This window comes from Chryseobacterium sp. SIMBA_028 (assembly GCF_046535285.1).
In the GTDB taxonomy this organism is placed as follows: Bacteria; Bacteroidota; Bacteroidia; order Flavobacteriales; family Weeksellaceae; genus Chryseobacterium.
Genome location: NZ_JAWRWZ010000012.1, coordinates 118,234 through 142,411 on the forward strand (window position 1 = coordinate 118,234; position 24,178 = coordinate 142,411).

Here is a 24,178-nt window from a genome sequence, read left to right on the forward strand (position 1 = left end):
AGATCTTGTCGCCAACTTTGCAGGTAGATAATAACAAGCAAAATATGGCGACAAATACCATTCGGGAAACCATTTACATCCCTCTGGAAGACGTTGAAAGTGAACACTGTGCACTGATCGTAGAAAAAGGGCTCACACAGGTCCAGGGCATTGAAACCCAAAAAATAGAACTGAATAACCGCAGGGCGGCCATTACGGTAACAGACAACGAAGTAGTTTTCAAAGCCGTTAAAGCCGTTAAAGATCTGGGCTATGGTGTTCCAACAGTTAAAAACTCCTTCCCTGTTCTGGGTATGACCTGCGCATCCTGCGCCGGCAGTGCAGAGAGTATTGCAAAGTATGAACCAGGGGTCATTGACGCCTCAGTAAACTTCGCAACAGGAAATCTGACGGTAGAATATCTTCCCAATATGACGGATGCTTCCAGGCTGCAGAAAGCTCTTCAGTCTGTGGGATACGATTTACTCATTGTGGACGAAACCCAACAGCAGGAATCTTTAGAAGCAATCCACGCCGAGAAATTCAAAAAGCTTAAAAATAAAACCATCTGGGCGGTTCTCCTGTCTTTACCTGTAGTCACTATCGGAATGTTCTTTATGAATATTCCCTATGCCAATGAAATCATGTGGTTCTTCTCTACTCCTGTTGTTCTCTGGCTGGGAAAAGACTTTTTCATCAATGCATGGAAGCAGACCAAATACCGTTCTGCCAATATGGACACCTTAGTAGCTCTTAGCACAGGGATTGCCTACCTTTTCAGTGTATTCAATATGGTTTTCCCTGATTTCTGGCATCAGCGCGGGTTGCATGCACACGTTTATTTTGAAGCAGCCGCTGTGGTTATTGCATTCATCCTTCTGGGTAAATTACTGGAAGAAAAAGCAAAAGGTAATACCTCGTCAGCCATCAAAAAACTGATGGGCCTGCAACCCAAGACGGTAACCATCATACTTCCCGATGGAAACGAAAAACAAATTGCCATTGAGCAAGTGAACGCAGGAGATGTATTACTGGTAAAACCAGGTGAAAAAATTGCTGTGGACGGTATGGTGAAATCAGGTAACTCTTATGTAGATGAAAGCATGTTGAGTGGAGAACCTGTTCCTGTATTGAAAACTGAAAACGAAAAAGTATTTGCGGGCACTATCAATCAAAAAGGAAGTTTTCAGTTTACAGCAGTCAAAGTTGGTAAAGAAACCATGCTGGCCCAAATCATTAAAATGGTACAGGATGCCCAGGGAAGCAAAGCCCCGGTACAGAAGCTGGTCGACAAAATTGCAGGTATATTTGTCCCTGTAGTAATCAGCATTGCTATTGTCACTTTCTTATTATGGATCGTTTTAGGGGGAAATAATGGAGTCGTTCAGGGGCTTTTAGCTGCTGTTACCGTATTGGTTATCGCCTGTCCATGTGCATTGGGATTAGCAACCCCCACTGCTATTATGGTAGGCGTTGGTAAAGGAGCCGAAAAAGGCATTCTGATTAAAGATGCGGAAAGTCTGGAACTCGCTAAGAAAGTAACGGCTGTCGTTTTAGACAAAACAGGAACTATTACAGAAGGAAGGCCTCAGGTAACCGGTATTCAATGGCTGAACAATGAAGATACTGCAAAAGACATTTTACTGAGTATTGAAAAGCAGTCTGAGCATCCATTGGCAGAAGCAGTGGTAAAACATTTGGAAGGAGCTGCAGTGACTCCGATATCAATGTTCGACAGTATTACCGGTAAAGGAGCTAAAGCAGACCACAATAAGGAAACTTATTTCGTAGGTAATAAAAAGCTGCTGGCAGAAAATAATATTATTATTGCTGATCAGCTTCAACAGCAGGCTGATGAATGGGGCCGACAGTCCAGAACTGTGATCTGGTTCGGGAACAGCAGGCAGGCGCTTTCTGTGATCGCTATTTCAGACAAGATCAAAGAAACTTCGGTGCAGGCCATTAAAGAAATGCAGAAAATGGGAATTGAACTGTATATGCTTACCGGCGACAACGAAGCTACTGCCAAAGCTATTGCCGAACAAACAGGTATACTCCACTATCAGGCAGAAGTACTGCCTCAGCACAAAGCCGATTTTGTAAAAAAACTGCAACAGCAGGGAAAAATAGTAGCAATGGTAGGTGACGGAATTAATGACAGTACCGCACTGGCTACCGCTGATGTAAGTATTGCAATGGGCAAAGGCAGCGATATTGCTATGGATGTAGCCAAAATGACCATTATCTCATCCGATTTAACAAAAATACCACAGGCTATACGCTTATCCAAGCAAACCGTAGCCACCATTAAACAAAACCTGTTCTGGGCATTTATCTACAATCTTGTGGGCATACCGCTGGCAGCAGGGATTCTTTTTCCTATCAATGGATTCTTACTCAACCCAATGATTGCAGGAGCTGCCATGGCACTAAGCAGTGTAAGCGTGGTCAGTAACAGCTTACGCCTTAAATGGAAAAAATAATGTAAAGAAGACCGGCATTTTAACCCAATTAATACTATTCAAATGAAAATCAATACGATTAAGATCATTCTATTTACTTTAATCGCCGTACTTGCCTCCTCCTGTGGTAGCGGTGATAAAAAAGAAAAAAATATGCATTCTCATAGCGAGGGTGACGGACATCATCACACTAAAGCATTAGAAAATAAAGAGACTGCCAAAAAAATCAACAAGTATGAAAACGAGCTTGGACAGGCCCTCGATAAAAATGGAAATTTTATAACAGGCTGCCCCTCACATAAAGAAATGATCGGCTCACAAGGTGATACTTGTCCTAAGTGTGGTTATATGACCATGTTACCCATTACGTGGTCACTGGAAGGAATAGATACGGTACGGGTAACAAGCCTCCCCGACTATAACCCTCCTGCTGACAAGCTAAAAAAATAAATTGATTACAAAAAAAGTTTTAGAATTTTTACAGTACGGCGGCCCATCATTTCCGGGCCGCCGTTTTTATATCTATCATTCTGTATTGTGACCCACAGACGATTACTTTCTCTGTTTAGTCTGCAATTTATAATGTTGAATAAATTCCATAATTCATAAAATATCATAAATCAAACAAGTAATACCATAACATTTTATTATTCATAAAAACAGACTTTTGGAGTGGTAACAATATGAATACTAAATATTTTATACTCCATGAAATTATTAATCAAAGGGATGGTTTGCAACAGATGTATTTTCGTTTTGGCTCAGGAGTTTCCAAAGCTGGGTCTGGAAGTATCGGAAATACATTTAGGAGAAGTCATTCTAAAAGAAACAGATCAGACAGCCATCGATGAGAAAGTAATCAAAGCTATGCTCAAAAAAAATGGGTTCGATCTCTTCTACAGTAAGAATCAAAAGACAATAGATCAGATCAAAGATACTGTTGAAAAAGGTATTCAACAACAATTATACACTGGTAATCCTGTGAAATTTTCTGCACTTCTCAGCAACGAACTTCATAAAGATTATGATTCACTAAGCTCGCTGTTCTCATCCTCTGAGGGATGTACTCTGGAAAGATTCATCATTTCAAGAAAAATAGAAAAAGTAAAAGAACTTCTGGTGTATACCGATCAATCGATGTCTGAAATTGCATATGCTTTAGGATATAGTAGCCCGGCACATCTTTCTAACCAGTTAAAAAAATATACCGGTTTTACATCTTCTTACTACAAACAGATCAGACTTGATAAGATGACCATTATACAGGAACAGTCTCCTGGCGATACACCTTCCTGATAACCTGATTCCACTTTTTCTCATACAGATGACAAATCTACCACGAGTATCATTTTAAGCGAAGCCCTGTTAATTGATGGGCTTCGCTTTTTAGTGCCGTTCGGTATAGATTTATTTACTCACATCTTAGGATATGACAAGATAAATTCCACAAATCTTATCTGTAATTGTGTAGAAGGCACTACAGGGTCTGTAGGTAATTTTGACCTTGAAATTTAACAGTTAGTTGGATAAAAAAAAAGTCATGTTATACAAATACAGTACAAAAAGATTGGGGGTTTTAATTGCCCTGTTAGGCATCCTGTTGATTGGTTGTGAAAACAAAGAAAAAAAAACACCTGAAAAAGCAGCAGCACCTCAGACAGACACCAGCAAATTACCGGTAGACATTATAATCGCGCAGCAGCAGCAACTCAATCAGGAGGAAGCGGTAGTGGGAACTATGATGCCCTATCGTGAGGTTTCAATTGTGAGCGAACTGCCGCAAAAGATTACTCAGGTAGCCTTTAAAGACGGCAGTTATGTCCGTCAGGGAGCTGTTCTTTACAAGCTGAACGATGCTGATATCAGATCGCGTTTAAAGCAGATCGGTGCAGAACTGAAGCTGGCCCAGCTCAGTAAAAATAGGTTGAGCAATCTATTAAAGACTGAAACGGTAAGACCCCAGGAATACGACGAGTCAGTTATGCGTTTTCAATCTTTAACTGCACAGCAGGAACTGCTTAAGGTAGATTTGGCTAAAACAGTCATCCGTGCTCCCTTTTCGGGGAAAATCGGGATTTCAAAAGTACATCTGGGTGCTTATGTAACACCTGGTATCGGGTTGGTTACCTTACAGGATCAAAGCAGCATTAAAATCAATTTCTCTGTTCCTGAAAAATACCTGCCATTGATACATACAGGAGGTCAAGTACGGTTTGCGGCTGAACTTTCTGATCAGGAATACGCAGCAACTATTATTGCAACAGAGCCGGGACTTGATGCCGAAAGCAGGAGCTTGCAGGTACAGGCAATTACTCAAAATACGGGTGGAAAATTTCGTGCGGGACTTTCTGCTAAGGTCCATTTCCATGTTTCCGATAAAGGAGCTACCGGTATTATGGTACCCACTGAAGCCCTGGCTCCAGGCGAAAAAGGTTATACCGTATTTGTTATAAAAAACGGCGTAGCAAAACCTAAACCCATCACGATAAGCAACAGGACAGAAACACATGCTGTTATTACATCCGGTATTGCTACAGGAGACAGTATTATTGTTTCAAATATGCTGCGCTTAGGAGACGGAACACCCGTAAAAGCAGTGATCTCTAAATAACCAATTTCAAATCTTAGCATTATGAGCATATCAGCTTTAAGTATAAAAAAACCGGTTTTGGCCGGTGTATTTTCGCTCCTTATTGTTATTTTAGGGATCATAGGATGGAAAGAATTGGGGATTCGGGAATTTCCGTTGACGGAGCCCCCTGTCATTTCGGTCGTTACTTTTTATCCCGGAGCAAGCCCCGAAGTGATCGCATCCAAGATTACCAAACCCATGGAAGAGTCGATTGCAGAAGCCAATGGAATACGTACCATATCTTCCGAATCGAGAGAACAGGCAAGTGTTATTTCAATAGAATTCAACCGCGAAATAGACATTGAGGACGCCCTCAATGATGTTAGAGATAAAGTGGCTAAATCCAGGAAACAACTTCCTGTCGATGTAGATCCTCCGATCGTTCAAAAAACCTCATCCCCGGACAATCTGGTAGCATTCCTTGAAGTGGAAAGTGATACCAAGGACATCAAAGAGGTCAGCCACCTCGCCTCTACGACCATCAAGGACAGAATTCAATCGATTCCCGGCATTAATAATGTATCCATTGTCGGAGAGCATAAATACGCGATGCGCCTTCGTTTTGAACCTGCAAAACTGGCAGCGTATCAGCTTACTCCCGCAGACATCCGCCAGGCATTGGCAAGGGAAAATATTGACCTGCCCGCAGGACGGATAGACGGAACGAACAGCGAACTAAGCATCCGTACCATGGGACGTCTTACTTCGGTACAAGATTTTGAGGAAATGCTCATTAAGCAAGTAGGAAGTACCGTAATCAAACTGAAAGATATAGGCTCGGCCGAATTGGGAGAAGTCAACGAACGTACGGCCATCATCAACGAAACAGGAAACCTCAACCGTGTGGGTATAGGTGTGGCTATTCAGATACAGCGTGGGGCCAATGCAATTGAAGTGGTCGATGAGTTTTATAAACGTCTGGATCAGCTCCGAAAGGAAATTCCTTCTGAATACCGTCTGATCGTGGGCTTCGATTTTACTCATTCTGTGCGGGAATCTATCAAGGAGGTAGAAGAAACGCTCTTTATTGCTTTCGGACTGGTGGTATTGATCATCTTTCTATTTCTTAGAGACTGGAGGTCTACCCTGATTCCGGTGATTGCCATTCCTGTTTCAATCCTTTCCGCATTTTTCATCATGTATGTGGCTGATTTTTCCATCAATATACTGACTCTTCTGGGGCTGGTCCTTTCCATAGGACTCGTGGTGGATGATGCCATCGTTGTCCTTGAAAATATCTATAAAAAAATTGAAGAAGGTATGTCGCCGATACAGGCAGCATTCAAAGGTTCTAAGGAGATTTATTTTGCTGTTATTTCCACTACCATTACGCTGGCAGCAGTATTTCTGCCTATTGTTTTTATGGGCGGTATCAGCGGACAGCTTTTCAAGGAATTTGCCATTGTAGTATCCGGCTCAGTACTGGTCTCTGCTTTAGTGGCATTAACGCTTACGCCCATGTTAAGTGCCTATTTTCTGAAGAAAAAAGAAAGACCGAATTGGTTTTACCGGGTTACCGAGCCATTCTTTGTCCGCTTAAATAATGGATATGCCTTTTTGTTAAAAGCCTTTATGCGCGCCAGATGGATGGCCTGGGTTTTCCTTGCGGGCACGACCTCACTGATCTATTTTGTCGGCGAAAAACTTCCGTCAGAATTGGCTCCCATAGAAGACCGTTCCAATATGAGCCTTATTGCCGTTGCCCCCGAAGGCGTTTCTTTCGACTATATGAAAAAACATATGACTGAAGTTGGGAAATATGTCAACGATTCCACCGACGGACTTTATCAGACGTATTCGATGGTTGCGATTTCATTCATTCCTGCTCCAGCCCCTGTGAATGTGGCTGTACAAAGTATCTATCTCAAAGATCCTAAAGAAAGGAAATCCAGCATTCAGGATCTGTATAGCCAATATGGAGCTGCCTCCGGGAAATTCAGAGGATTTCTTCTATTTCCGTACCTGCCTCCAACTATTGGGAGCCGATATGGAGGAGGTATGCCAATCCAGTATGTATTGCAGTCGCAGAACCTGGACAGTCTAACTGCCGTGCTTCCAAAATTTCTGACAGCAGCACGACAAAGTAAAAAGCTTCTCTTTGTTGATGCTGATCTCAAAATCAATAAACCTGAGGTCAAAATTAATATCGACCGCCAGAAAGCAGCTTTGATGGGAGTGTCTATGGAAGAAATAGCCCATACCCTGCAGCTTTCTTTCTCCGGACAGCGTTATGGATATTTTCTCCGCAACGACCGCCAGTACGAAGTGATCGGACAACTGGACCGTGAAAACAGAAATGATAAAAGTGATTTAAGTGCAATCTACGTCCGCTCGGCAACAGGTATGATGATCCCGTTGAATAATCTGATCACCACGGAAGAAGCCGTAAGTCCGGCAGCTATTTACCGGTATGATCAATATACATCAGCTACCGTATCTGCAGCAATGGCACCCGGAGTAAGTCTCGCAGAAGGAATACAGGAAATTGAAAAAATAAAGAAAGAGGTCCTGGGTGAAAATTTCAAAAGCTCCCTAGCCGGTCAATCACGGGATTATACGGAAAGCCAGGGCAATATCAGCTTTACCCTGATTGTGGCATTGCTGTTTATCTATATGATCTTAGCGGCCCAGTTTGGAAGCCTTCGTGATCCGCTGATCATCATGCTTACCGTACCAATGGCCATCACCGGAGCGATTCTGAGTCTGTCATGGTTCGGGCAAAGTTTAAATGTATTCAGCCAGATCGGGATCATTACCCTGGTAGGACTGATCACCAAAAACGGAATACTGATCGTGGAATTCGCCAACCATCTGAAAGATACAGGACTGTCAAAATACGAAGCGGCCATACAGGCTGCAGAACAGCGGTTCCGTCCGATTCTGATGACATCACTGGCCATGATATTCGGAGTACTGCCCATTGCGCTTACTGTTAACAGCCGTCAGTCATTAGGAATTGTTATTGCAGGCGGGCTTGTCTTTTCGGGAATCCTCACCCTATTCATCATTCCTGCTGTTTACTCCTATTTATCAAGCAGTAAACTTAAGAAAGTGGTTATGGAAGAAAATCCCGAAGATCAGGCAGACCACCAGTAAAATAATGATATAAAATTCAAAGAAGATAAAATGAAAATAAAGATCTTATATATAGTGACAGCACTGCTTTTGACCCAAAGTGTCAATGGGTTGCATGCACAGAGAAGAGCACTGACGCTTACCGATGCCCTGGAAATGGCAAAACAGGGAAATAAAGCCATACAGATACAGGTTTTGGAAGAGATCCATGCTAAAGAAATGACCAGAGAAACAAAGGGCAGCCTGCTGCCCAGCATTTCTGCCAATGCAGCCTATTCCCGGTATTTTGACAGACAGGTTATCTTTCTCCCCGGTTCATTTGCAGGCACCGACAAACCGGTTCAGGATGTGGCAGTTGGCGGAAAAAACACCCATAATACATTTATATCCTTATATCAGCCTGTTTATGCTCCGGTCAAACATCAGCTGACGAAAGTATCAGCGATCAATGAAAAGATCGAACATGTAAAAACAGCTGACCTGAAAAGCCGTGTGGCCCTTAAGGTTTCCACAGGCTATCTTGATATACTGATGATGAACCGTCAGCTCGGTTCATTCGAGCAAAGCCTTGAACGGAATATCAGGGCATTAAAAGATTCCCGCGCTCTGCTGGCTCAGGGAAGAGGCCTAAAATCGGATACTTTGAGCAGTTTCATTGCCGTGGAAAATCTCAGGTCCTCTATATCCTATTTAAAAAACAGCATCGATGTATCCGGTATTGAACTCAAAAGACTGATCGGATTGAAAGAACCAGCTGAAATTGAATTGACCGACCCGCTTGAGCTTGGTATAGAGACAAGCCAAAGTGAGTTTCAACTGGTAGATGAAGCATTTGGTATCGCTGAGAAAAACAGGAACGATATCACGATTCAAAAACTGATGATAGACCTAACAGAGAAAAAATTAAAGGCTACGCAGGCAAAACTGTTACCGCAGATATCCCTTATAGGTCAATATCAGGTACAGCTGCAGGCTGATGATTTTAAATTCAGTCAATATGCATGGCCAAGAACTTCTTTTGTGGGCATAGAGCTTAGTGTGCCTATTTTTAATGGGAACCGTATCCAGTCTCAGATCAGCCAGGCAAAGATCAAAGCACAGCAGGAAGATATACGTCTTAATGATTTGAAAGATGAGGTCAGAACTGAACTCGCCACGATTATCAGTAAATGGAAAGAAGCCGTTACACAACTCGACATCCATGAAACAACGATAAAATCTGCAGAGCTAAATCATAAAATGGTCGAATCCCGTTTTCAAAACAGCCTTGGTTCGAGGCTTGAACTTACAGATGCCGAACTGGCACTGACTCAAGCCCAGATCAACTACCTGAATGCTGTCTATCATCTACGGATTCTCCATGTACAGCTGCAACACGCTCTTGGATTACTGAGCTTATAATTAAACCTAATAAATAATAAAAAAAATGATAACAGATACAACACAGACCATGAGCCATACAGTCCCATACAGCAAACGCTGGTCGGCCCTTTTTTTACTGTGCGCAGCAGAATTTATAGTAATTATGGATACCTCAATTATCGGGGTGGCCCTGCCTGCCATAAAAGCAGACCTTGGTTATTCTCAAAGTGGTTTGCAATGGATTTTTAACGCCTATGTTATTCTGTTCGGCGGTTTTTTGCTGCTTGGCGGCCGTTTGTCTGATTTGTTTGGTCCGCGTAAGATTTTTATGTGGGGTTTTGGGATCCTTTCCGGTGCATCTCTTTTGGCAGGTATAGCCTGGTCAGAAGCAACACTGAATACCGGAAGAGCTTTGCAGGGCTTAGGTTCTGCCCTTATCGCTCCGGCATCCCTTACTTTAGTACTGTCCAAATTTACTGATCCCAAAGAGCTCAATAAAGCATTAGGTTTTTGGGGTGCCTCTGCAGCAGCTGGTGGTTCTGCTGGAGTTTTCCTTGGTGGAGCAATTACTGAATGGCTTTCATGGCATTGGGTATTCCTGATTAACATTCCTATCGGAATTGCAGTGTTGCTTCTTAGCAAAAATCTTCTGTTTAAAGGAAGTACTCAAAAAGGAAAAGTGGATATCACAGGGGCCATTTTTGCAACAGCAGCATTGATATTGGCCGTTTACGCAATCGTATCAGCTGAAGGTGCAGGATGGAAATCTATGCAGACTATTGGACTGCTGGCCCTTTCCATCCTGTTATTGATCATCTTCCTGGTGATCCAAAAGCAGAAAAAGGAACCCTTGGTACCGCTTAGTATATTCAAAGTTCCCAATCTATCACCGGGTAACCTAGTCATGGCTTTATTGGCGGCAGCGTGGATCCCTTTATGGTTCTTTCTGAATCTCTACTTGCAGCAGACTTTACATTATTCAGCCTTTAACAGTGGATTGGCGTTATTGCCTATGACCATTGCAATCATGCTTCTGATGGTAGGCGTTACAGGCAAACTGGTCGCTAAATTTGGTTTTAAAAGCAATCTGATAGCAGGATTGATGGCCCTTACAGCTTCCCTTCTCCTGTTTAGTATCATACCTCCGGATGGAACATTCCTGGTTAATGTACTGCCTGCTTCTTTATTGGGTGCTTTAGGAATGTCATTAGCTTATATTCCGGGGACTATTGCTTCAATGTCAGGTGCCAAGCCGGGAGAAACGGGACTTGCTTCCGGGCTGGTGAATACAAGTTATCAGGTGGGTTCAGCTTTGGGTCTGGCTATTGTAGTCGCGATTTCAGCGGCAAAAACCAATGCTATTAAAATCGCCGGAGCTACTGATTCTACTGCCCTTAGCGAAGGGTTCCAAACTGCATTTTTATCAGCAGCTGTTGTCTCTGCAATTGCTGTTATCATTGCTGCTTTTTCCATCAAATCCCTTAAGTAGCTAATGAAGACCGGACTTCAGATATCTGTAAGCCCGATTTCTGTAAATCAGTAAATCTTACAAATCAAATCGAAAATAGCGCAAAAAGGAGGCCCCTTACTTTACTCACCTTTGTATCAGTAAAACAATTAAAATTTAAAACAATGGAAAATAACACTCAAAATTTTCAGTTTAAAACCAATATCAACTGTGGTGGTTGCCTAACAAAAGTAACTCCTTTTCTAAATGATGCTGAAGGCGTTTGTAATTGGGAAGTAGATATCGATCACAAAGATAAAGTACTTACTATATCCACAGAAGGTATCGGCCAACAGGAAGTTATAGAAGCTGTTCAAAAAGCAGGCTTTAAAATAGAGCCTCTCGATTCTTAAAAAGAGAATCCATTAATCAGTAAAACCCCATTAGCATATGAAAAATGCCCATCAGACAGATCATAAAAATGTGTATACCTGCCCCATGCACCCTGAAATAACAGGCCAACAGGGAGATCGATGTCCAAAGTGCGGAATGGATCTGAAAGCTGCCCACCAGGAAAATTCAAACGAATATCAGGTACAGCTAAGCACATTTCCAAAAACTATAGAAGCTGGAGTACCAATACAACTGACATATACCATCAAAGAAAAAGGCCAGACTGTGCTGTTAGAGATTTCTCACGAAATGAAAATACATTTAATGGCAGTCAGTGAAGATCTAACCTGGTTCCGCCATATCCATCCTGAAGAACAGGCAGATGGCACCTATGTGATCACAGAGATCTTTCCTAATGGAGGTAAGTACCTTTTATTTACCGATTTTAAACCAAGTGGCGCGACGCAGGTTGTCAACAGGCAGGAAATTGACGTGCAGGGCAATTATAGAGTAAGTAACCAGAAGGTGTCTCATCCTTGGATTTCAGAAGTTGATGGTTACACGGTGACACTTGAAAATGGAAATGATTTCAAAACTAGTAGAACACAATCTTTGGAAATATCCGTTGAAAAAGATGGAGAGAAGTTGCAGGAAAATAATCTGCAGCCTTATCTGGGAGCATCTGCTCATATCGTCATGATCAGTGAAAAGGATAAAGAATTCCTTCATATTCATCCTGTGTCAGATGAACGTTTTCCTATCTATTCAGAAACGTACATTGAAAATTCTGGTACTTACAGAATGTGGGTACAGTTTAAAATAGATGGAAAGGTGCATACCGCGGATTTCACGGTTGATGTCCCGGAAGGGAAAAAAACAGAGAAAGAAGAAATGCACCAAGGACACCAGCACTAAATGCGATTGATTAAAAAGTATGGTTAGCGGGAGTTAGCAAAAAAAAACATTTCAAAATATACGTTAAGCCATATAGAGAATATTTGAATCCCGATTTTGAGGTGGTCAATTCCGTTTTCGAATATACCTATAATCATTGTATTTACCTTTTTTATTTAAAGAGCATGGAGAATTTTCTTCATGCTTTTTGAGCTTATTATTACTGATTGTCAATTTAATAAGATAGTTTCTAAAATACACAACGTGTTCATATTAATGATTATTTTTCTTCACGACAATTCACTACAATATGAATATATATATATTTCTTATTATAGTAGCTTATTTCAGCTTCTGTTGTGTACTCACAATAAAGTCATTTTTTGATATTTATCAGGAAAATTTCAGATGCTACAAGAATGAGAGTAATGTTGAAATACACATACTCCTTCATCATCCGGCAGAACTTATACCTATATACAGATGGAAGATCAAACATTAAGTATATTCTCCTATCATTACGTTAATCGTAACAAAGATTAGCCAATTTACACATTATTATGGTGGATAAATACAAATAAATGTTCCAAATCGGTATTGCTTTTTTGAGGTCAGTACAGTATTTTTCTACCTTCTATTTTCACCATATTCTCGCTCTCCATTTTTTTTACGGTTCTTATTACCGTTTCTACACGTAGCCCTGTAAGATTGGCAATTTGTTGTCTGGTATAGGGTATTTGAAAAGTTTGGTTATTATCGCTGCACTGGGTTGATTTTAAATAATCAATAATTGTTTTGATTTTGAATTGAGGGTCTGAAGATGAAATATTAAAAAGCATCAAATATTTGTAATAGAGCCGGTCGGCCATACATTTAAACATATCCATCATAACATTTCTGTTTTGACCAATAAGAGAAAAGAAATCCTCCCGAGGTACTTTTAAAAGTTTACACTCCGTTTTTGCAATAGCATTCATAGGATAAGATTTTTCATTAAAGAGCAGTGACTCTCCAATGCTCTGTCCATCAGACAAAATATTCTGGGTAAATTCTTTGCCGTCCTCATGGTAGTTGTTAAGTTCTACAACACCATTAACAATCTGAAAATAAAATTTTGGGAGGCTCTATTCAGAAAAAATTGTTTCATTAGGATAATAGGTTTCGTATTTGCCTCCATACTCTAATAAAAGGTCTTCACGGATGATCATATCTTAAAAGTTTTAAAGTTAAGTAATGAATCTCTTAGTAAAAATTATTTTTTTAGGTATCAAAAAACAAGCCATATTTATTTATTGTTATTAAAAAAGTAATTAAAAAAAAGCAATCCCATTATGATCGAAGTAATAATACAGGAGAATAGCGTTTGCTAACTTTAACAAATATTATCTGCTCCAAATAGAAAAGCAGAATAAAAAATTACACAAGAGGAAATCTTATAAAATTTATACAAAACAGTTAAAAAGAACTTCCTGTACTGTACTGCGTTAAGTGCAATCATTGTTCTTCTATTTTTAGCACCCGCTGTGGTGGATAATCAATTAATTCCAAATATCAATTAGTATGAAGAAACATATCATTATTGTTGGTGGTGGATTTGCAGGACTCAATCTTATAAAATCATTAAAGAATGATAAAAGATTTCTTATTACACTGGTTGATAAGAATAATTACCACTTTTTTCCTCCGCTTATTTACCAGGTTGCTACCTCTTTTATTCAGGCATCCAATATCAGCTATCCTTTCCGTAGATTGTTTTCAAGATATAAAAATGTAAATTTTCACATGGGAAGCCTTCTTAGAGTTGATCCTGAAAATAATGTATTAGAGACGGATACAGGAAACTTACGATATGATTATTTAGTGCTCGCCTTGGGAACTGAATCTAATTTTTTTGAAATGGAGAATGTACAGAAATGTGCTCTTCCTATGAAAAATATCCAGGAGGCTCTGTACTTACGAAATCATATACTGCTCAATCTCGAACAAGCAGCAAGAAATAAAGATATAAAAATGGCAGAAAGACTTCAGAATATAGTAATCGCCGGTGGCGGTCCCACAGGTGTAGAGCTGGCAGGCATGCTTGCGGAAATGGGAAAATACATTGCGCAAAAAGAATATCCTGAAATAAAACTCAGTCTCTCCAATCTGTATCTGATTGATGCTCTCCCCACTTTACTCTCTCCCATGAGTACAATGGCACAAAAAACATCCTATAAGACTTTGACGGAACTTGGGGTGAAAATTCTTCTTAATGTTTCCGTTAAAGACTATACAGACAATAAGGTCTTTCTCTCTGATGGTACTGTAATAGAAACTGAAACACTGATTTGGACCTCTGGAGTTATAGGGCGCGAAGTACCGGGAATTCCAAAAGAAAAAATCGGTAAAGGAAGAAGAATTTTAGTGGATGAATATAACAGGGTGGAAGAACACACATATATATATGCTTTAGGAGATATTGCTCTTCAGCTCACTGACAAGCTCTTCCCCAATGGACATCCCCAGCTTGCCCAAGCCGCCATCCAGCAAGCTAAAAATCTTGGGAAAAATCTAATCAGACTTCAGGAGGGCAAGGAACTTATTCCATTTACCTACAATGATAAAGGCAGCATGGCTATCATTTCAAAATTCAATGCTGTGGTAGATCTTCCCGGATTTTCTTTCAAAGGCTTTTTAGCCTGGCTTACGTGGCTGTTTATTCATATAATTCCATTGGTCGGTTTTAGAAGTAAGATTCGGCTATCGCTTGATTGGTTCAGGCTGTTTATCACCAATAATCCATCCATACGCTTGATTCTTTATCCTAAGAAAAATACAACAAAACCATAATATCCAATCAAAAATATCATATGAAAAATAAAAAAAACAAACCCCTATTCTTCGGAAAAACAGTGGTGATCACGGGAGCTTCCAGCGGTGTTGGAAAAGCAACCGCAGAGGCTTTCGCAAAGGAAGGTGCAAATCTGGTACTTGCTTCAAGAGGTGAGGAAGCTCTTAATGAAACTGCCAAAATCTGCAGACAGTACGGTAGTGTGGTCCTTACTCTTGTTACGGATACTTCTTGTGCAACAGATGTATATCAGCTTGCAGAGAAAGCATTTATTCTCTATAACCGGATTGATTACTGGATTAATAATGCAGGTGTGCTGTCATTTGGAAAATTTGAAGAAACACCTATTGAAGTGATAGATCAGATTATTAAAACAAATCTTCTGGGCTACATGCATTCAGCACACGCTGTTCTGCCTATTTTTAAAAAACAGAAAAAGGGGGTTCTGATCAATAATATTTCCATCGGAGGCTGGATGCCGGCACCATACGGAACCGCTTATACCGCATCAAAATTCGGCGTTCGCGGAATGGTAGAAACCCTTCAGGGAGAGGTATCTGATTATCCAGAGATTCATATTTGTGCATTATATCCAGGATTTCAGAAATCTGCAGGAATAGAGCATGCCGCCAATTATTCAGGCATAAAATTAAGCACTCCGCCCCCATCTTTTGACCCCCGTGATTTAGCGCATACCATCCTTAAAGTTGCTAAAAAGCCTATCAATGCAACCTATCCCGACTGGTTCTCTGCATCAGCCAAAAATCTTTATACTTTTTTTCCCGCACCGATCAGGAATGTATCTTCAGCTTTGATGAGACTGCTCATGAAAAAAGCAAACCACGAAGACTATACCTCAGGAAACGTTTTAGAACCTTCAAGGGGAAATATGGGCATTGACGGAAAAACTCTTCTCTCTTCAGAAAAGGCCATAAAAATAGCTTCAGCAGGGATTGTGGGTCTTGGTATTTTGGCATTTTTTCTCTCTATAAAAAGATCAGAAAAGCTAGATTCTTTAGAAAAAGATGTTGTGAAACTGGATGCATAAAAAGTCCGGTTAGAAAAAAAACACTCTGCTGTAACATTACAAAATTTATATTATGAAAACAGAACAAACGGTATCCGTACTTAATGACTTGCTGCAAATTACGAATGACAGAATAGAAGGATTTGAAAAAGTCGAAGGGAAAATCTGGGAAATGTATCCGGATATAAAAGATGAATATGACCGGATGATTTCTCAGTCAAAAATCATGAAAAACCAACTGATCAATCTGATTATTGAAAAAAATGGGATTCCCAATGATTCCACTTCTGTAGCTGGAGCCCTCCACAGAATATGGATTGATGTAAAGAATTCTTTTACTGTTGGTACTATCGAGGAATCTACCTTAGAGAATGTAGTATTTGGCGAAAAAGCAGCAATAGAAGCATATGAAAAGGCTCTTGAAAGTGACGATCTGTGTGAAAAAAGCAGAAAAATTGTTTCAGAACAATTGCACAGCCTTAGGGAATCCTATCATCAATTTAAAAAAATTGAAGAATATAAAAAGAAGGAAAATTAAATTTTAAAATCACATCTACCTAATTTTAAATATTATGGAAAAGGAAATCACGCGAAGAAATGCTGTAGGAAAAATAGCCGCAACAATTGCCTTGGCAGCTGTTGCTCCGAGTGCTTTTGCCCAGACAAAAAACAATCCAAAAAGCAGTACAGATCCAGACCTTACCGATCCTACAACAAAATATCCAAAGCCTCCATTCAAGAGACAGTTTCAGCCCTTCCCCGGTTTAGCCTCTAAAATGATTCCAGTTCCGGACCACGGCGAAGAGAGCTATGTGGGCTCAGGAAGACTAACAGGAAGAAAAGCATTAATTACCGGAGGAGACTCCGGAATCGGACGTGCAGCAGCTATTGCTTATGCAAGGGAAGGAGCAGATGTGGCAATCAATTACCTTCAGGAAGAAGAAGAGGATGCAGCGCAGGTTATCGCGCTGATACAAAAAGCAGGTAGAAAAGCGGTGGCTATTCCTGGAGATATCAGGGATGAATCTTTTTGCAATAAGCTTGTTTCGCAGGCCGTAGAGAAATTGGGAGGATTAGATATTCTGGTCAACAACGCCGGGCATCAGAAAACCCACGAATCGATACTTGATATCAGCACTGAGGAATTTGAAAGAACAATGAAAACCAACCTGTATGCCCCTTTCTGGATTATAAAAGCGGTTTTACCCCATTTAAAACCCGGCTCATGTATTATAGGCTTATCTTCGGTACAGGCTTATGATCCATCGGCTGAACTGTATGATTATGCACAGACGAAAGCAGCAACCACAAGCTATGTCAAGTCTCTGGCAAAACAGTTGGGTCCCAAAGGCATACGTGTCAATGGTGTGGCACCGGGGCCTGTTTGGACGGCTTTACAGATCAGCGGTGGCCAAACTCAGGAAAAGATTGAAAAATTCGGTGCCCATACTCCACTTGGTCGCCCCGGCCAGCCTGCGGAACTCGCATCTATATTTGTTCAGCTCGCTGCCAATGATGCAAGTTTTGCGACGGGACAGATTTATGGTGCTGCAGGAGGAAGCGGTCAACCGTAATTAAATTTATTATTGAATCTTAAAAGCCACTCTTCTTTAGGTGGCTTTTACTGTATACCAGTATATTTCAATATGCAGAATTATCCTTTATTTAATCCATACGCTTACCGATTGGGAATTGACCGTAAATCTGGCCTGCCCATTTCCGTCTGCTTTAATTTTATCTTCTCTCTGCTCTGTAAAGTCTTTATACACAGAATATGCATTTTCCTTTCCAAGATCGATATCTTTATAGCCCTCTTCACTGTTAGATATCACTACAATACAACCGGAATGTTCTGCATTTCCTTTTCTCACCCAGGCAATGCAGTTGGGATGATTAAAATAATTGATCTGTTCTCCATGTGCAAACTTCTGCCGTGCTTCAAGGAGCTTAGGAAGAATATGAACCTTTGGCATAATCACCTTTATCTCCTCACCCTCTCTTATATCCTTGTATTCTGCACCAAAAAGGTCCGGATAGAACACACAAGGATATGCCGCTTCCATTAATAAGATTATAGCATAAGCCGCTGGCTTGAACCAATCCTTCACCGTTGACTCCAAAGCCTGTAATTTCTGTGTATCGTGATTTTCCACAAATGAAACGGAAAAAACCGGTTTTTTTTCAAGAAAACTTCCTTTTAAAATGTGGCTGAGATCATAGTCCCTTCCCTGCTTTGATGCCGTAAAAAAATTGTAGTGCAGGGGTACATCAAAACAGGAGATCATCTCTTTTATCTGATCAGAAAAATGAACAATCTTTTCAGCCTCATCTCTCCAGAATTCACCCAATATATAACAGTCCGGCTGAAGTTCTGTCTTTATATAACTGATCCAGTCCTGTAAGAAATCTACTGAAATATGCTTTACAGCATCCAAACGCAGTCCATCAACATGTGTTGTTTCCAGATACCATTTTATCCATCTTTCCATTTCGCTCACAACCAATGGATTACGGTATTCTATATTGGCTCCCATCAGATAATCATAATTTCCGAATTCATGACTTACGGTCTCATTCCATTCTGTAGCATATTTATTATGGATTCTGAAAATACCTTTCAGTTCCTCATCATCTTTCAAAATATAATCCACTCCGTTAAAACAAGTATAATCCCAGCTAAAATCAGAATATTTCCCATTCCTTTCCGGAAAAAAGAATTTCGTAAAAGCTTTTGCCGTAAAAGGTTCGCCAATGGTTTCATTCCGATTTTCTTCCTTTACCTGATGAACAGTCACAGTCTCCATTTCATCTCCCCCCATCCTGTGATTCATTACAATATCAGCGTAAACCGAGAAACCTAGTTCATGGGCTTTGTCAATGGCAGATAAATATTCCTCTTTAGTACCATATCTTGTCGGAATCCCTCCCTTCTGATTAAATTCTCCCAGATCATATGGGTCATAAACATCATATCCTCTGCCCTCTTTTCCTAATACACACTTTGTTGCAGGAGGAAACCATACGGCGGTAAATCCCAAGCTTCTCAGGTAGTCACCCTTTTCTGTATACTCATTCCAGAGATTACCTTCATGATACCAATGGAAAAATTGAATAATAACTCCATTCATTTTAAAATTCAGTTTGCTTTATATTGGTTGTCATTTTATTTATATCGGTAATGACAGGCTTGATCTCTTGATCGGGGCTCTGTTTTATTCTGTTTTCTTTGAAAACCACCATTTTTTTCGTAAAATTTATGGATCTTATCCAGCTCGTCTTCTGTCAAATCTTCTACATCCACCAGTCGGTTATTGGCTTTTTCGTGCGCTGCAATCAACTCATTTAATTTAATCTGAATAGCTTTGGAGTCTTTGTTCTGTGCCTTCTGGATCAGGAAAACCATTAAAAAAGTAATGATTGTTGTCCCAGTATTGATTACAATCTGCCAAGGTTCAGAAAAATTAAATAAAGGTCCGGTAGCTGCCCAGACGATGACCAGAACTGCTGCTGTAATAAAAGCAGCTGCACTTCCTGTAAAACAAACTGCTTTATCCGCAAATCTATCAAAGAAACTATTTTTCATAAAAAAAAATTACTATTAAACATCCAGCAATGCATCTGTAAGTATCTTCCACTGAATTTTTGAAATCCCCATCATCCCCCCTAAGGCAATCAAATAATTTCTTATCATATCAATAAAAATTAGCTTCTATATTAGCTGTTTCATTTCTACCATAAACTGCCGCTTTAATGTAGTTACTGCCCCTTGAAATCATAAAAGTTGAAGTAGCACCAGATGAATAAAAGTGAGCAATATATTTCTTGTAGGATTTACCCGGTTCTTTTGCCGGGTGGCAGGTCATTGAGATATTCTCAAATTCATCCTCTTTTGTATAATCGTTGCTTATATTGGTAATTCTAACCCAGTCGAAACCAGCTTCAAGGGAGCCAGGACCTGGAGTATCAATTCTTATAAAATCACCCCTTACCGGGGCACGGTCAACATAATTTCCAGATGAATCATAAAGCTTAAAATCAGCAAAATGGTCGCCGCAGTACCCTTTCCACTCATTAACACAAAAAAAACGATTTTTTAGTACGGCAAACTGCTGAACTGCCATTTCAGAATTGTCAAATTCTTTTACACTTTCTGTATTATGAAAACCTCCTTTTTTTTGAGATGGAACTCCTCTAATTTCTTTAGCTTTCATATTCTTCAATATATTAACTAGTAAGGCGGCTTTTTTTATATCTTAAACTATTTGGTAAAGACAGGAATATTAAAAGGACACAAAACTATCAGATCCAAAAAGGATAAACGCCTTGTTTAAAGCTCAATTCGCTGAAGATTTTTGACGGTAGGACCAGTAAGCATCCTTCCATTTATGTTAAATCTCGATCCATGGCACGGACAGTCCCAGCTTGTTTCTGCACTATTCCATCTCACTTCGCATTTGGCATGAGGGCATGTGCTTTTAATAAGATGCAGTTTTCCGCCCTTTTCTTTGTACACAGCATAGGATTCTCCCTCATATTTTACCACTTTTGCTTCACCATCAGAGAGTTCTGTCAGTGAGTTTATTCTTTCAGTCAGCATTTTATCTTTCACAAAGTCAAAAACTACCACAGCCTGCTCTTTTACAAAATTTGTAAAACCGGCTATAGGCCTGATCCTTGCGGGATCAAAAAGATCCTTATACTTACTTGAACCGTTTAAAATCAGATCTCCAAGAATCTGTGATGTAATGGTCCCAAAAATCATCCCGTTACCCCTAAATCCTGTAGCGGTGTAAATCTTCCCCTTGCTGCCAGGTAAAACTCCAATATAGGGAAGCCCATCTGCAGGCTCATAATACTGGCTTGACCAGCTGTATACTGCTGTATCCACATCAAAATACTCTCTGACATAGTTTTCAAGTTTTGAAAAGCATTCTCCTGTATCATCTGCATGACCTGTTTTATGATCCTCCCCGCCGGCAATAAACAGGTTTTCCCCATTTATTTTCTGCGTTCTATAGTAATGGTATGGCTCGGTAAGGTCATACCCAAGCTCCATGGGATGACAATCACCCTTGAGCCTGAATGCAATGGCATAACTGCGGTATGGGGCATTCATCAGATGAAGGATATTCACTCCCGGCGGGATATGAGTGGCATAAATAACAGAGCGGGCACTGACTCTTCCTTTTGAGGATTGCAATATCACAACATCTTCCTTCTCATCATGTCCCTCGCAAAGACATTCTTCCAGTAAAAGGCCACCAAGATTAATAAATGCCTCTGCAAGACCTTTTATATATTTTATCGGGTGAAACTGTCCTTGATCAGGAATAGAGACTGCTTTTTTAAAAGCAAACGGAAAAGGGATATCATCAGTCTGTGCCATGGGATGTCCTACCTGGGAGGCTCCTTTGAGAATGTCATCGAGTTTTTTTTCCTGCTTTTCATCCAAAGCAAAGAGATAAGCAGGCTTGCTTTCAAAATCACAGGAAATATTAAATTGCCTAATATTATTCCTGATGATATTCCTGGCTTCTATTCCTACATATTTCAGCAGCTTGGCATTCTGTAAACCAACATCTTTAATGGCCTGAGCGTAGGTGGTATCAAAGAAGTCATTTAAATGAGCGGTAGTTCCTCCGGTGGTCCCAAAGCCTATATTCGAAGCTTCAAGTACAATACATTTCTTTCCTTCTTTCTGCAGTCTGATTGCTGTAGAAATTCCCGTAATACCTGCTCCAACGATTGCAACATCATAGCATTTTGCCAAGGCAGGATCTAAAGAAAACGTTTTGATTTCTTCCTGCCATATACTTTTTCTGGCCCCATCTCTGTTCATGCTATTTCATTTTCAAGGTGTCAGCCTTAATCCTGCTCTCACTTTTCTTTTTGTCATCATCTTCGGGTAAATCACAACGACAAGATGTCAAACTTAGCGCACAAAGTGCAAATACCATAATTGTTTTCATATTTTTTTTTTAATTGTTATACTTTATTATCCATTAACTATAATGCCTCCGTTGGGATGGAGAACCTGACCTGTCATCTGGGCTGATGCGCTGCCTGCTAAAAACAGAAAGCTGTCTGCTATTTCTTCAGCGCTAGCATTCCGTTCAAAAGGGGGTTTGCTGGTATCTTCTTCTTTTTCTCCGAAAGTTTTCTCGGTAAGAGGTGTTGCAACGGGGCCGGGAGCAACGGCATTGACGCGAATTCCCTTCGGTTTTGCCTGAAGCGCCAGAGACCTGGTAAAGGATACGATTGCGCCCTTGGTTGCTGAATAATCTAAAAGTTCTTCATGCCCTTGATAAGCTACCGCTGATGTGGTATTAATGATGCTTGCCCCGCGTTTCAAGTATGGAAAAACAACTTTAGTCAGCAGAATCATCCCAATAATATTGGAGTCAAAAGTTTTCCTGATATTTTTCTCCTCCATATTTTCAATCTGATCACTGGGAAACTGTACCCCTGCATTATTGACCAGAACATCTATTTTCCCAAGCTTGCTAATCACTTTTTTCACCGTGTGCTCACAAAATTCATAATCGTTAATATCTCCGGGGAAAATAATACACTTTCTGCCTAACGCTAATATTTCGTTTTTTGTTTTTTCAGCGTCCTTATTGTCATGATGATAAATAATGGCAATATCGGCTCCTTCGTCTGCAAAAAGAAGTGCGGTAGCTTTACCAATGCCGCTGTCAGCACCAGTAATTAAGACCGATTTGTTTTTTAACTGCAGTTTTCTCATGGTCTACTTTTCTTTGCTTGGTTTTTGCATTTCTCCCATCCTGTGAGCGGCCATGTCATCGGTCGCCAGATTGGTCATTGCTACGGTAAACTTATTTTTAAATCCTGAAATCACTTTATCCTCTCCCTTCATCAGCGCATTATACCCATCTATTGCAACATCCTGGGGATTACCAAGATTTTCTCTGTCTTCCAATATTTTACTTCTGTTCATACCTGCTTTATTAAAAAAGTCAGTATCTGTAGGCCCAGGTAAAAGGGCTGTTACACTAATACCTGAATCTTTCAATTCTTCACGGATGGCTTCTGACCACGATAAAACAAAAGCTTTTGTTCCATGATATACGGAATGCCAGGGGCCGGGCGCCTTACTTGCTACAGATGCCAGATTTAATATTTTCCCGGATCCTTTAGCCAAACGGTCTTTTAAAAAGAGCTTGGTTAAAAGAATGACCGATATAATATTAAGATTTACAATGTTTATTTCCCGATGAATATCAGTATCCTGAAATTTGCCGTACACTCCCTGTCCAGCATCGTTGACAAGAACTTCAGGACTTATACCATTGAGCTGTAATTCCGAATACAGCGAATAGACCTCATCCTGTAAGAATAAATTCTTTGAAATTGGAATAACATTAATGCCAAAAGTTTTGAATTCTTCAGCTTTATTTTTCAGTGCTTCATGGTTTCTGGCTACGATCACCAGATCATACCCATTTTTCGCAAACTCTTTGGCCAGCTCATATCCTATTCCGCTGGTTGCACCTGTAATTAAAACATATTGATTTTTACGTTCCATAGTATAATATTTAAATTAAAAGCTGGCTGACTTCATTTTTAAAACATCCCAGAATAAATTCCGTATAGTAAAGCTGAGCATTTAAGGCCTGTGTTTTAGGATGCAACTCTAACTTTTTGGTCAGGACAATTTCCCCTTTATAGGCGAATGAGAAATAGGCGAAAATTTTGTAAGCTGAATTTCTGATGGGTGTACAGTAACCCGTTGTGGCAATAGACCATTGGGTCTCGTAAAGCTTGGCAATCTGTAATGCCATGGTCTCTGCAATATTTTCTGAAACACAGTCGCATTGTTCCGCTTCCGCCCTATCGACATTTAACAGCTTCACTTTCATAGGTAATGCATAGGCCGTCATTCCACCCTTGTAAAAGAGTGATGCGTTGGGCATTTGAGAAAAAGCTAACTGTAAAGATCCCGAGGTAACACTTTCTGCCACCGAAATGGTTTCACCTGTTGTTACTAAGGCTTGGCTGATATATTCCAAAATATCTTTTTGAAGTTCCATAGCAATTCATTTTATGATTTATA

The 24,178-nt window shown here is 40.2% G+C and carries 21 protein-coding genes; 13 read left to right on the forward strand and 8 right to left on the reverse strand.

Annotated elements, in window-relative coordinates; all coding sequences use genetic code 11:
* Positions 1 to 44: 44 nt before the first annotated feature.
* From SCA31_RS16900 to SCA31_RS16940, 9 genes are all read left to right on the forward strand, one after another.
* Entirely contained in the window at positions 45 to 2,462 is a 2,418-nt protein-coding gene (locus SCA31_RS16900; protein ID WP_410698154.1) for a heavy metal translocating P-type ATPase, read from the forward strand.
* A 42-nt stretch (positions 2,463 to 2,504) separates the two neighbouring features.
* Positions 2,505 to 2,891 (forward strand): hypothetical protein, encoded by a 387-nt coding sequence (locus SCA31_RS16905; protein WP_410698155.1) that lies wholly within the window; start codon positions 2,505 to 2,507, stop codon positions 2,889 to 2,891.
* A gap of 258 nt (positions 2,892 to 3,149) precedes the next feature.
* Complete coding sequence (locus tag SCA31_RS16910) at positions 3,150 to 3,737, forward strand: helix-turn-helix domain-containing protein (RefSeq protein WP_410698157.1); 588 nt, start codon at positions 3,150 to 3,152, stop codon at positions 3,735 to 3,737.
* A 244-nt stretch (positions 3,738 to 3,981) separates the two neighbouring features.
* The gene (locus tag SCA31_RS16915; protein WP_410698158.1) at positions 3,982 to 5,052 is read left to right on the forward strand and encodes an efflux RND transporter periplasmic adaptor subunit; all 1,071 of its coding nucleotides are present in this window, start codon (positions 3,982 to 3,984) and stop codon (positions 5,050 to 5,052) included.
* A 21-nt stretch (positions 5,053 to 5,073) separates the two neighbouring features.
* Positions 5,074 to 8,169 carry an efflux RND transporter permease subunit gene (locus SCA31_RS16920; protein ID WP_410698159.1) on the forward strand — a complete coding sequence of 1,032 codons (3,096 nt, stop codon included), beginning with the start codon at positions 5,074 to 5,076 and terminating at the stop codon, positions 8,167 to 8,169.
* A gap of 30 nt (positions 8,170 to 8,199) precedes the next feature.
* Entirely contained in the window at positions 8,200 to 9,549 is a 1,350-nt protein-coding gene (locus SCA31_RS16925) for a TolC family protein (protein ID WP_410698160.1), read from the forward strand.
* Positions 9,550 to 9,598: 49 nt separating this feature from the next.
* Positions 9,599 to 10,999: an MFS transporter gene (locus SCA31_RS16930; protein ID WP_410698209.1), complete on the forward strand. Its 1,401-nt coding sequence runs from the start codon at positions 9,599 to 9,601 to the stop codon at positions 10,997 to 10,999.
* A 143-nt stretch (positions 11,000 to 11,142) separates the two neighbouring features.
* Positions 11,143 to 11,370 carry a heavy-metal-associated domain-containing protein gene (locus SCA31_RS16935; RefSeq protein WP_090024857.1) on the forward strand — a complete coding sequence of 76 codons (228 nt, stop codon included), beginning with the start codon at positions 11,143 to 11,145 and terminating at the stop codon, positions 11,368 to 11,370.
* A 37-nt stretch (positions 11,371 to 11,407) separates the two neighbouring features.
* Positions 11,408 to 12,265 (forward strand): heavy metal-binding domain-containing protein, encoded by an 858-nt coding sequence (locus tag SCA31_RS16940; RefSeq protein WP_410698161.1) that lies wholly within the window; start codon positions 11,408 to 11,410, stop codon positions 12,263 to 12,265.
* Positions 12,266 to 12,855: 590 nt separating this feature from the next.
* Here the strand turns inward: SCA31_RS16940 and SCA31_RS16945 are convergent.
* Positions 12,856 to 13,344, reverse strand: coding sequence for a Crp/Fnr family transcriptional regulator (locus SCA31_RS16945; RefSeq protein WP_410698210.1), 489 nt, complete (start codon positions 13,342 to 13,344; stop codon positions 12,856 to 12,858).
* A gap of 460 nt (positions 13,345 to 13,804) precedes the next feature.
* Between SCA31_RS16945 and SCA31_RS16950 the strand changes: the two genes are divergently transcribed.
* The 4 genes from SCA31_RS16950 to SCA31_RS16965 are packed head-to-tail and all read left to right on the forward strand — an operon-like array spanning position 13,805 to position 17,675.
* Positions 13,805 to 15,073, forward strand: a complete 1,269-nt coding sequence (locus tag SCA31_RS16950) for an NAD(P)/FAD-dependent oxidoreductase (protein WP_090024860.1) — start codon at positions 13,805 to 13,807, stop codon at positions 15,071 to 15,073.
* 20 nt (positions 15,074 to 15,093) lie between these two features.
* Positions 15,094 to 16,122 (forward strand): SDR family oxidoreductase, encoded by a 1,029-nt coding sequence (locus SCA31_RS16955; RefSeq protein ID WP_410698162.1) that lies wholly within the window; start codon positions 15,094 to 15,096, stop codon positions 16,120 to 16,122.
* Positions 16,123 to 16,174: 52 nt separating this feature from the next.
* A complete protein-coding gene (locus SCA31_RS16960) occupies positions 16,175 to 16,639 on the forward strand; it encodes a PA2169 family four-helix-bundle protein (protein ID WP_090024862.1) in 465 nt (154 codons plus the stop codon).
* 34 nt (positions 16,640 to 16,673) lie between these two features.
* On the forward strand, positions 16,674 to 17,675 hold the full coding sequence (locus SCA31_RS16965; RefSeq protein WP_090024863.1) for an SDR family oxidoreductase: 1,002 nt from the start codon (positions 16,674 to 16,676) through the stop codon (positions 17,673 to 17,675).
* Positions 17,676 to 17,762: 87 nt separating this feature from the next.
* Here SCA31_RS16965 and SCA31_RS16970 read toward each other — a convergent pair whose 3' ends face one another.
* The 7 genes from SCA31_RS16970 to SCA31_RS17000 form a co-directional block, all read right to left on the reverse strand.
* A complete protein-coding gene (locus SCA31_RS16970; protein ID WP_090024864.1) occupies positions 17,763 to 19,229 on the reverse strand; it encodes an alpha-amylase in 1,467 nt (488 codons plus the stop codon).
* A 35-nt stretch (positions 19,230 to 19,264) separates the two neighbouring features.
* The gene (locus SCA31_RS16975) at positions 19,265 to 19,684 is read right to left on the reverse strand and encodes a low affinity iron permease family protein (RefSeq protein ID WP_410698164.1); all 420 of its coding nucleotides are present in this window, start codon (positions 19,682 to 19,684) and stop codon (positions 19,265 to 19,267) included.
* A gap of 109 nt (positions 19,685 to 19,793) precedes the next feature.
* Positions 19,794 to 20,312: a hypothetical protein gene (locus tag SCA31_RS16980; protein ID WP_410698165.1), complete on the reverse strand. Its 519-nt coding sequence runs from the start codon at positions 20,310 to 20,312 to the stop codon at positions 19,794 to 19,796.
* A 116-nt stretch (positions 20,313 to 20,428) separates the two neighbouring features.
* Positions 20,429 to 21,940, reverse strand: coding sequence for an FAD-dependent oxidoreductase (locus tag SCA31_RS16985; RefSeq protein ID WP_410698166.1), 1,512 nt, complete (start codon positions 21,938 to 21,940; stop codon positions 20,429 to 20,431).
* A gap of 156 nt (positions 21,941 to 22,096) precedes the next feature.
* Positions 22,097 to 22,849: an SDR family oxidoreductase gene (locus SCA31_RS16990; protein WP_410698167.1), complete on the reverse strand. Its 753-nt coding sequence runs from the start codon at positions 22,847 to 22,849 to the stop codon at positions 22,097 to 22,099.
* A 3-nt stretch (positions 22,850 to 22,852) separates the two neighbouring features.
* Positions 22,853 to 23,650: an SDR family NAD(P)-dependent oxidoreductase gene (locus SCA31_RS16995; protein ID WP_410698168.1), complete on the reverse strand. Its 798-nt coding sequence runs from the start codon at positions 23,648 to 23,650 to the stop codon at positions 22,853 to 22,855.
* Between the two features lie 10 nt (positions 23,651 to 23,660).
* Positions 23,661 to 24,155 (reverse strand): CinA family protein, encoded by a 495-nt coding sequence (locus SCA31_RS17000; RefSeq protein ID WP_090024870.1) that lies wholly within the window; start codon positions 24,153 to 24,155, stop codon positions 23,661 to 23,663.
* Positions 24,156 to 24,178: the final 23 nt, after the last annotated feature.

What these genes read in the sequence shown, in the direction of transcription:
- SCA31_RS16900 (WP_410698154.1), top strand. Translation starts at nt 45, where the DNA reads ATGGCGACAAATACCATTCGGGAAACCATTTACATCCCTCTGGAAGAC.
- SCA31_RS16905 (WP_410698155.1), top strand. Translation starts at nt 2,505, where the DNA reads ATGAAAATCAATACGATTAAGATCATTCTATTTACTTTAATCGCCGTA.
- SCA31_RS16910 (WP_410698157.1), top strand. Translation starts at nt 3,150, where the DNA reads ATGAAATTATTAATCAAAGGGATGGTTTGCAACAGATGTATTTTCGTT.
- SCA31_RS16915 (WP_410698158.1), top strand. Translation starts at nt 3,982, where the DNA reads ATGTTATACAAATACAGTACAAAAAGATTGGGGGTTTTAATTGCCCTG.
- SCA31_RS16920 (WP_410698159.1), top strand. Translation starts at nt 5,074, where the DNA reads ATGAGCATATCAGCTTTAAGTATAAAAAAACCGGTTTTGGCCGGTGTA.
- SCA31_RS16925 (WP_410698160.1), top strand. Translation starts at nt 8,200, where the DNA reads ATGAAAATAAAGATCTTATATATAGTGACAGCACTGCTTTTGACCCAA.
- SCA31_RS16930 (WP_410698209.1), top strand. Translation starts at nt 9,599, where the DNA reads ATGAGCCATACAGTCCCATACAGCAAACGCTGGTCGGCCCTTTTTTTA.
- SCA31_RS16935 (WP_090024857.1), top strand. Translation starts at nt 11,143, where the DNA reads ATGGAAAATAACACTCAAAATTTTCAGTTTAAAACCAATATCAACTGT.
- SCA31_RS16940 (WP_410698161.1), top strand. Translation starts at nt 11,408, where the DNA reads ATGAAAAATGCCCATCAGACAGATCATAAAAATGTGTATACCTGCCCC.
- SCA31_RS16950 (WP_090024860.1), top strand. Translation starts at nt 13,805, where the DNA reads ATGAAGAAACATATCATTATTGTTGGTGGTGGATTTGCAGGACTCAAT.
- SCA31_RS16955 (WP_410698162.1), top strand. Translation starts at nt 15,094, where the DNA reads ATGAAAAATAAAAAAAACAAACCCCTATTCTTCGGAAAAACAGTGGTG.
- SCA31_RS16960 (WP_090024862.1), top strand. Translation starts at nt 16,175, where the DNA reads ATGAAAACAGAACAAACGGTATCCGTACTTAATGACTTGCTGCAAATT.
- SCA31_RS16965 (WP_090024863.1), top strand. Translation starts at nt 16,674, where the DNA reads ATGGAAAAGGAAATCACGCGAAGAAATGCTGTAGGAAAAATAGCCGCA.
- SCA31_RS16970 (WP_090024864.1), bottom strand. Translation starts at nt 19,229, where the DNA reads ATGAATGGAGTTATTATTCAATTTTTCCATTGGTATCATGAAGGTAAT.
- SCA31_RS16975 (WP_410698164.1), bottom strand. Translation starts at nt 19,684, where the DNA reads ATGAAAAATAGTTTCTTTGATAGATTTGCGGATAAAGCAGTTTGTTTT.
- SCA31_RS16980 (WP_410698165.1), bottom strand. Translation starts at nt 20,312, where the DNA reads ATGAAAGCTAAAGAAATTAGAGGAGTTCCATCTCAAAAAAAAGGAGGT.
- SCA31_RS16985 (WP_410698166.1), bottom strand. Translation starts at nt 21,940, where the DNA reads ATGAACAGAGATGGGGCCAGAAAAAGTATATGGCAGGAAGAAATCAAA.
- SCA31_RS16990 (WP_410698167.1), bottom strand. Translation starts at nt 22,849, where the DNA reads ATGAGAAAACTGCAGTTAAAAAACAAATCGGTCTTAATTACTGGTGCT.
- SCA31_RS16995 (WP_410698168.1), bottom strand. Translation starts at nt 23,650, where the DNA reads ATGGAACGTAAAAATCAATATGTTTTAATTACAGGTGCAACCAGCGGA.
- SCA31_RS17000 (WP_090024870.1), bottom strand. Translation starts at nt 24,155, where the DNA reads ATGGAACTTCAAAAAGATATTTTGGAATATATCAGCCAAGCCTTAGTA.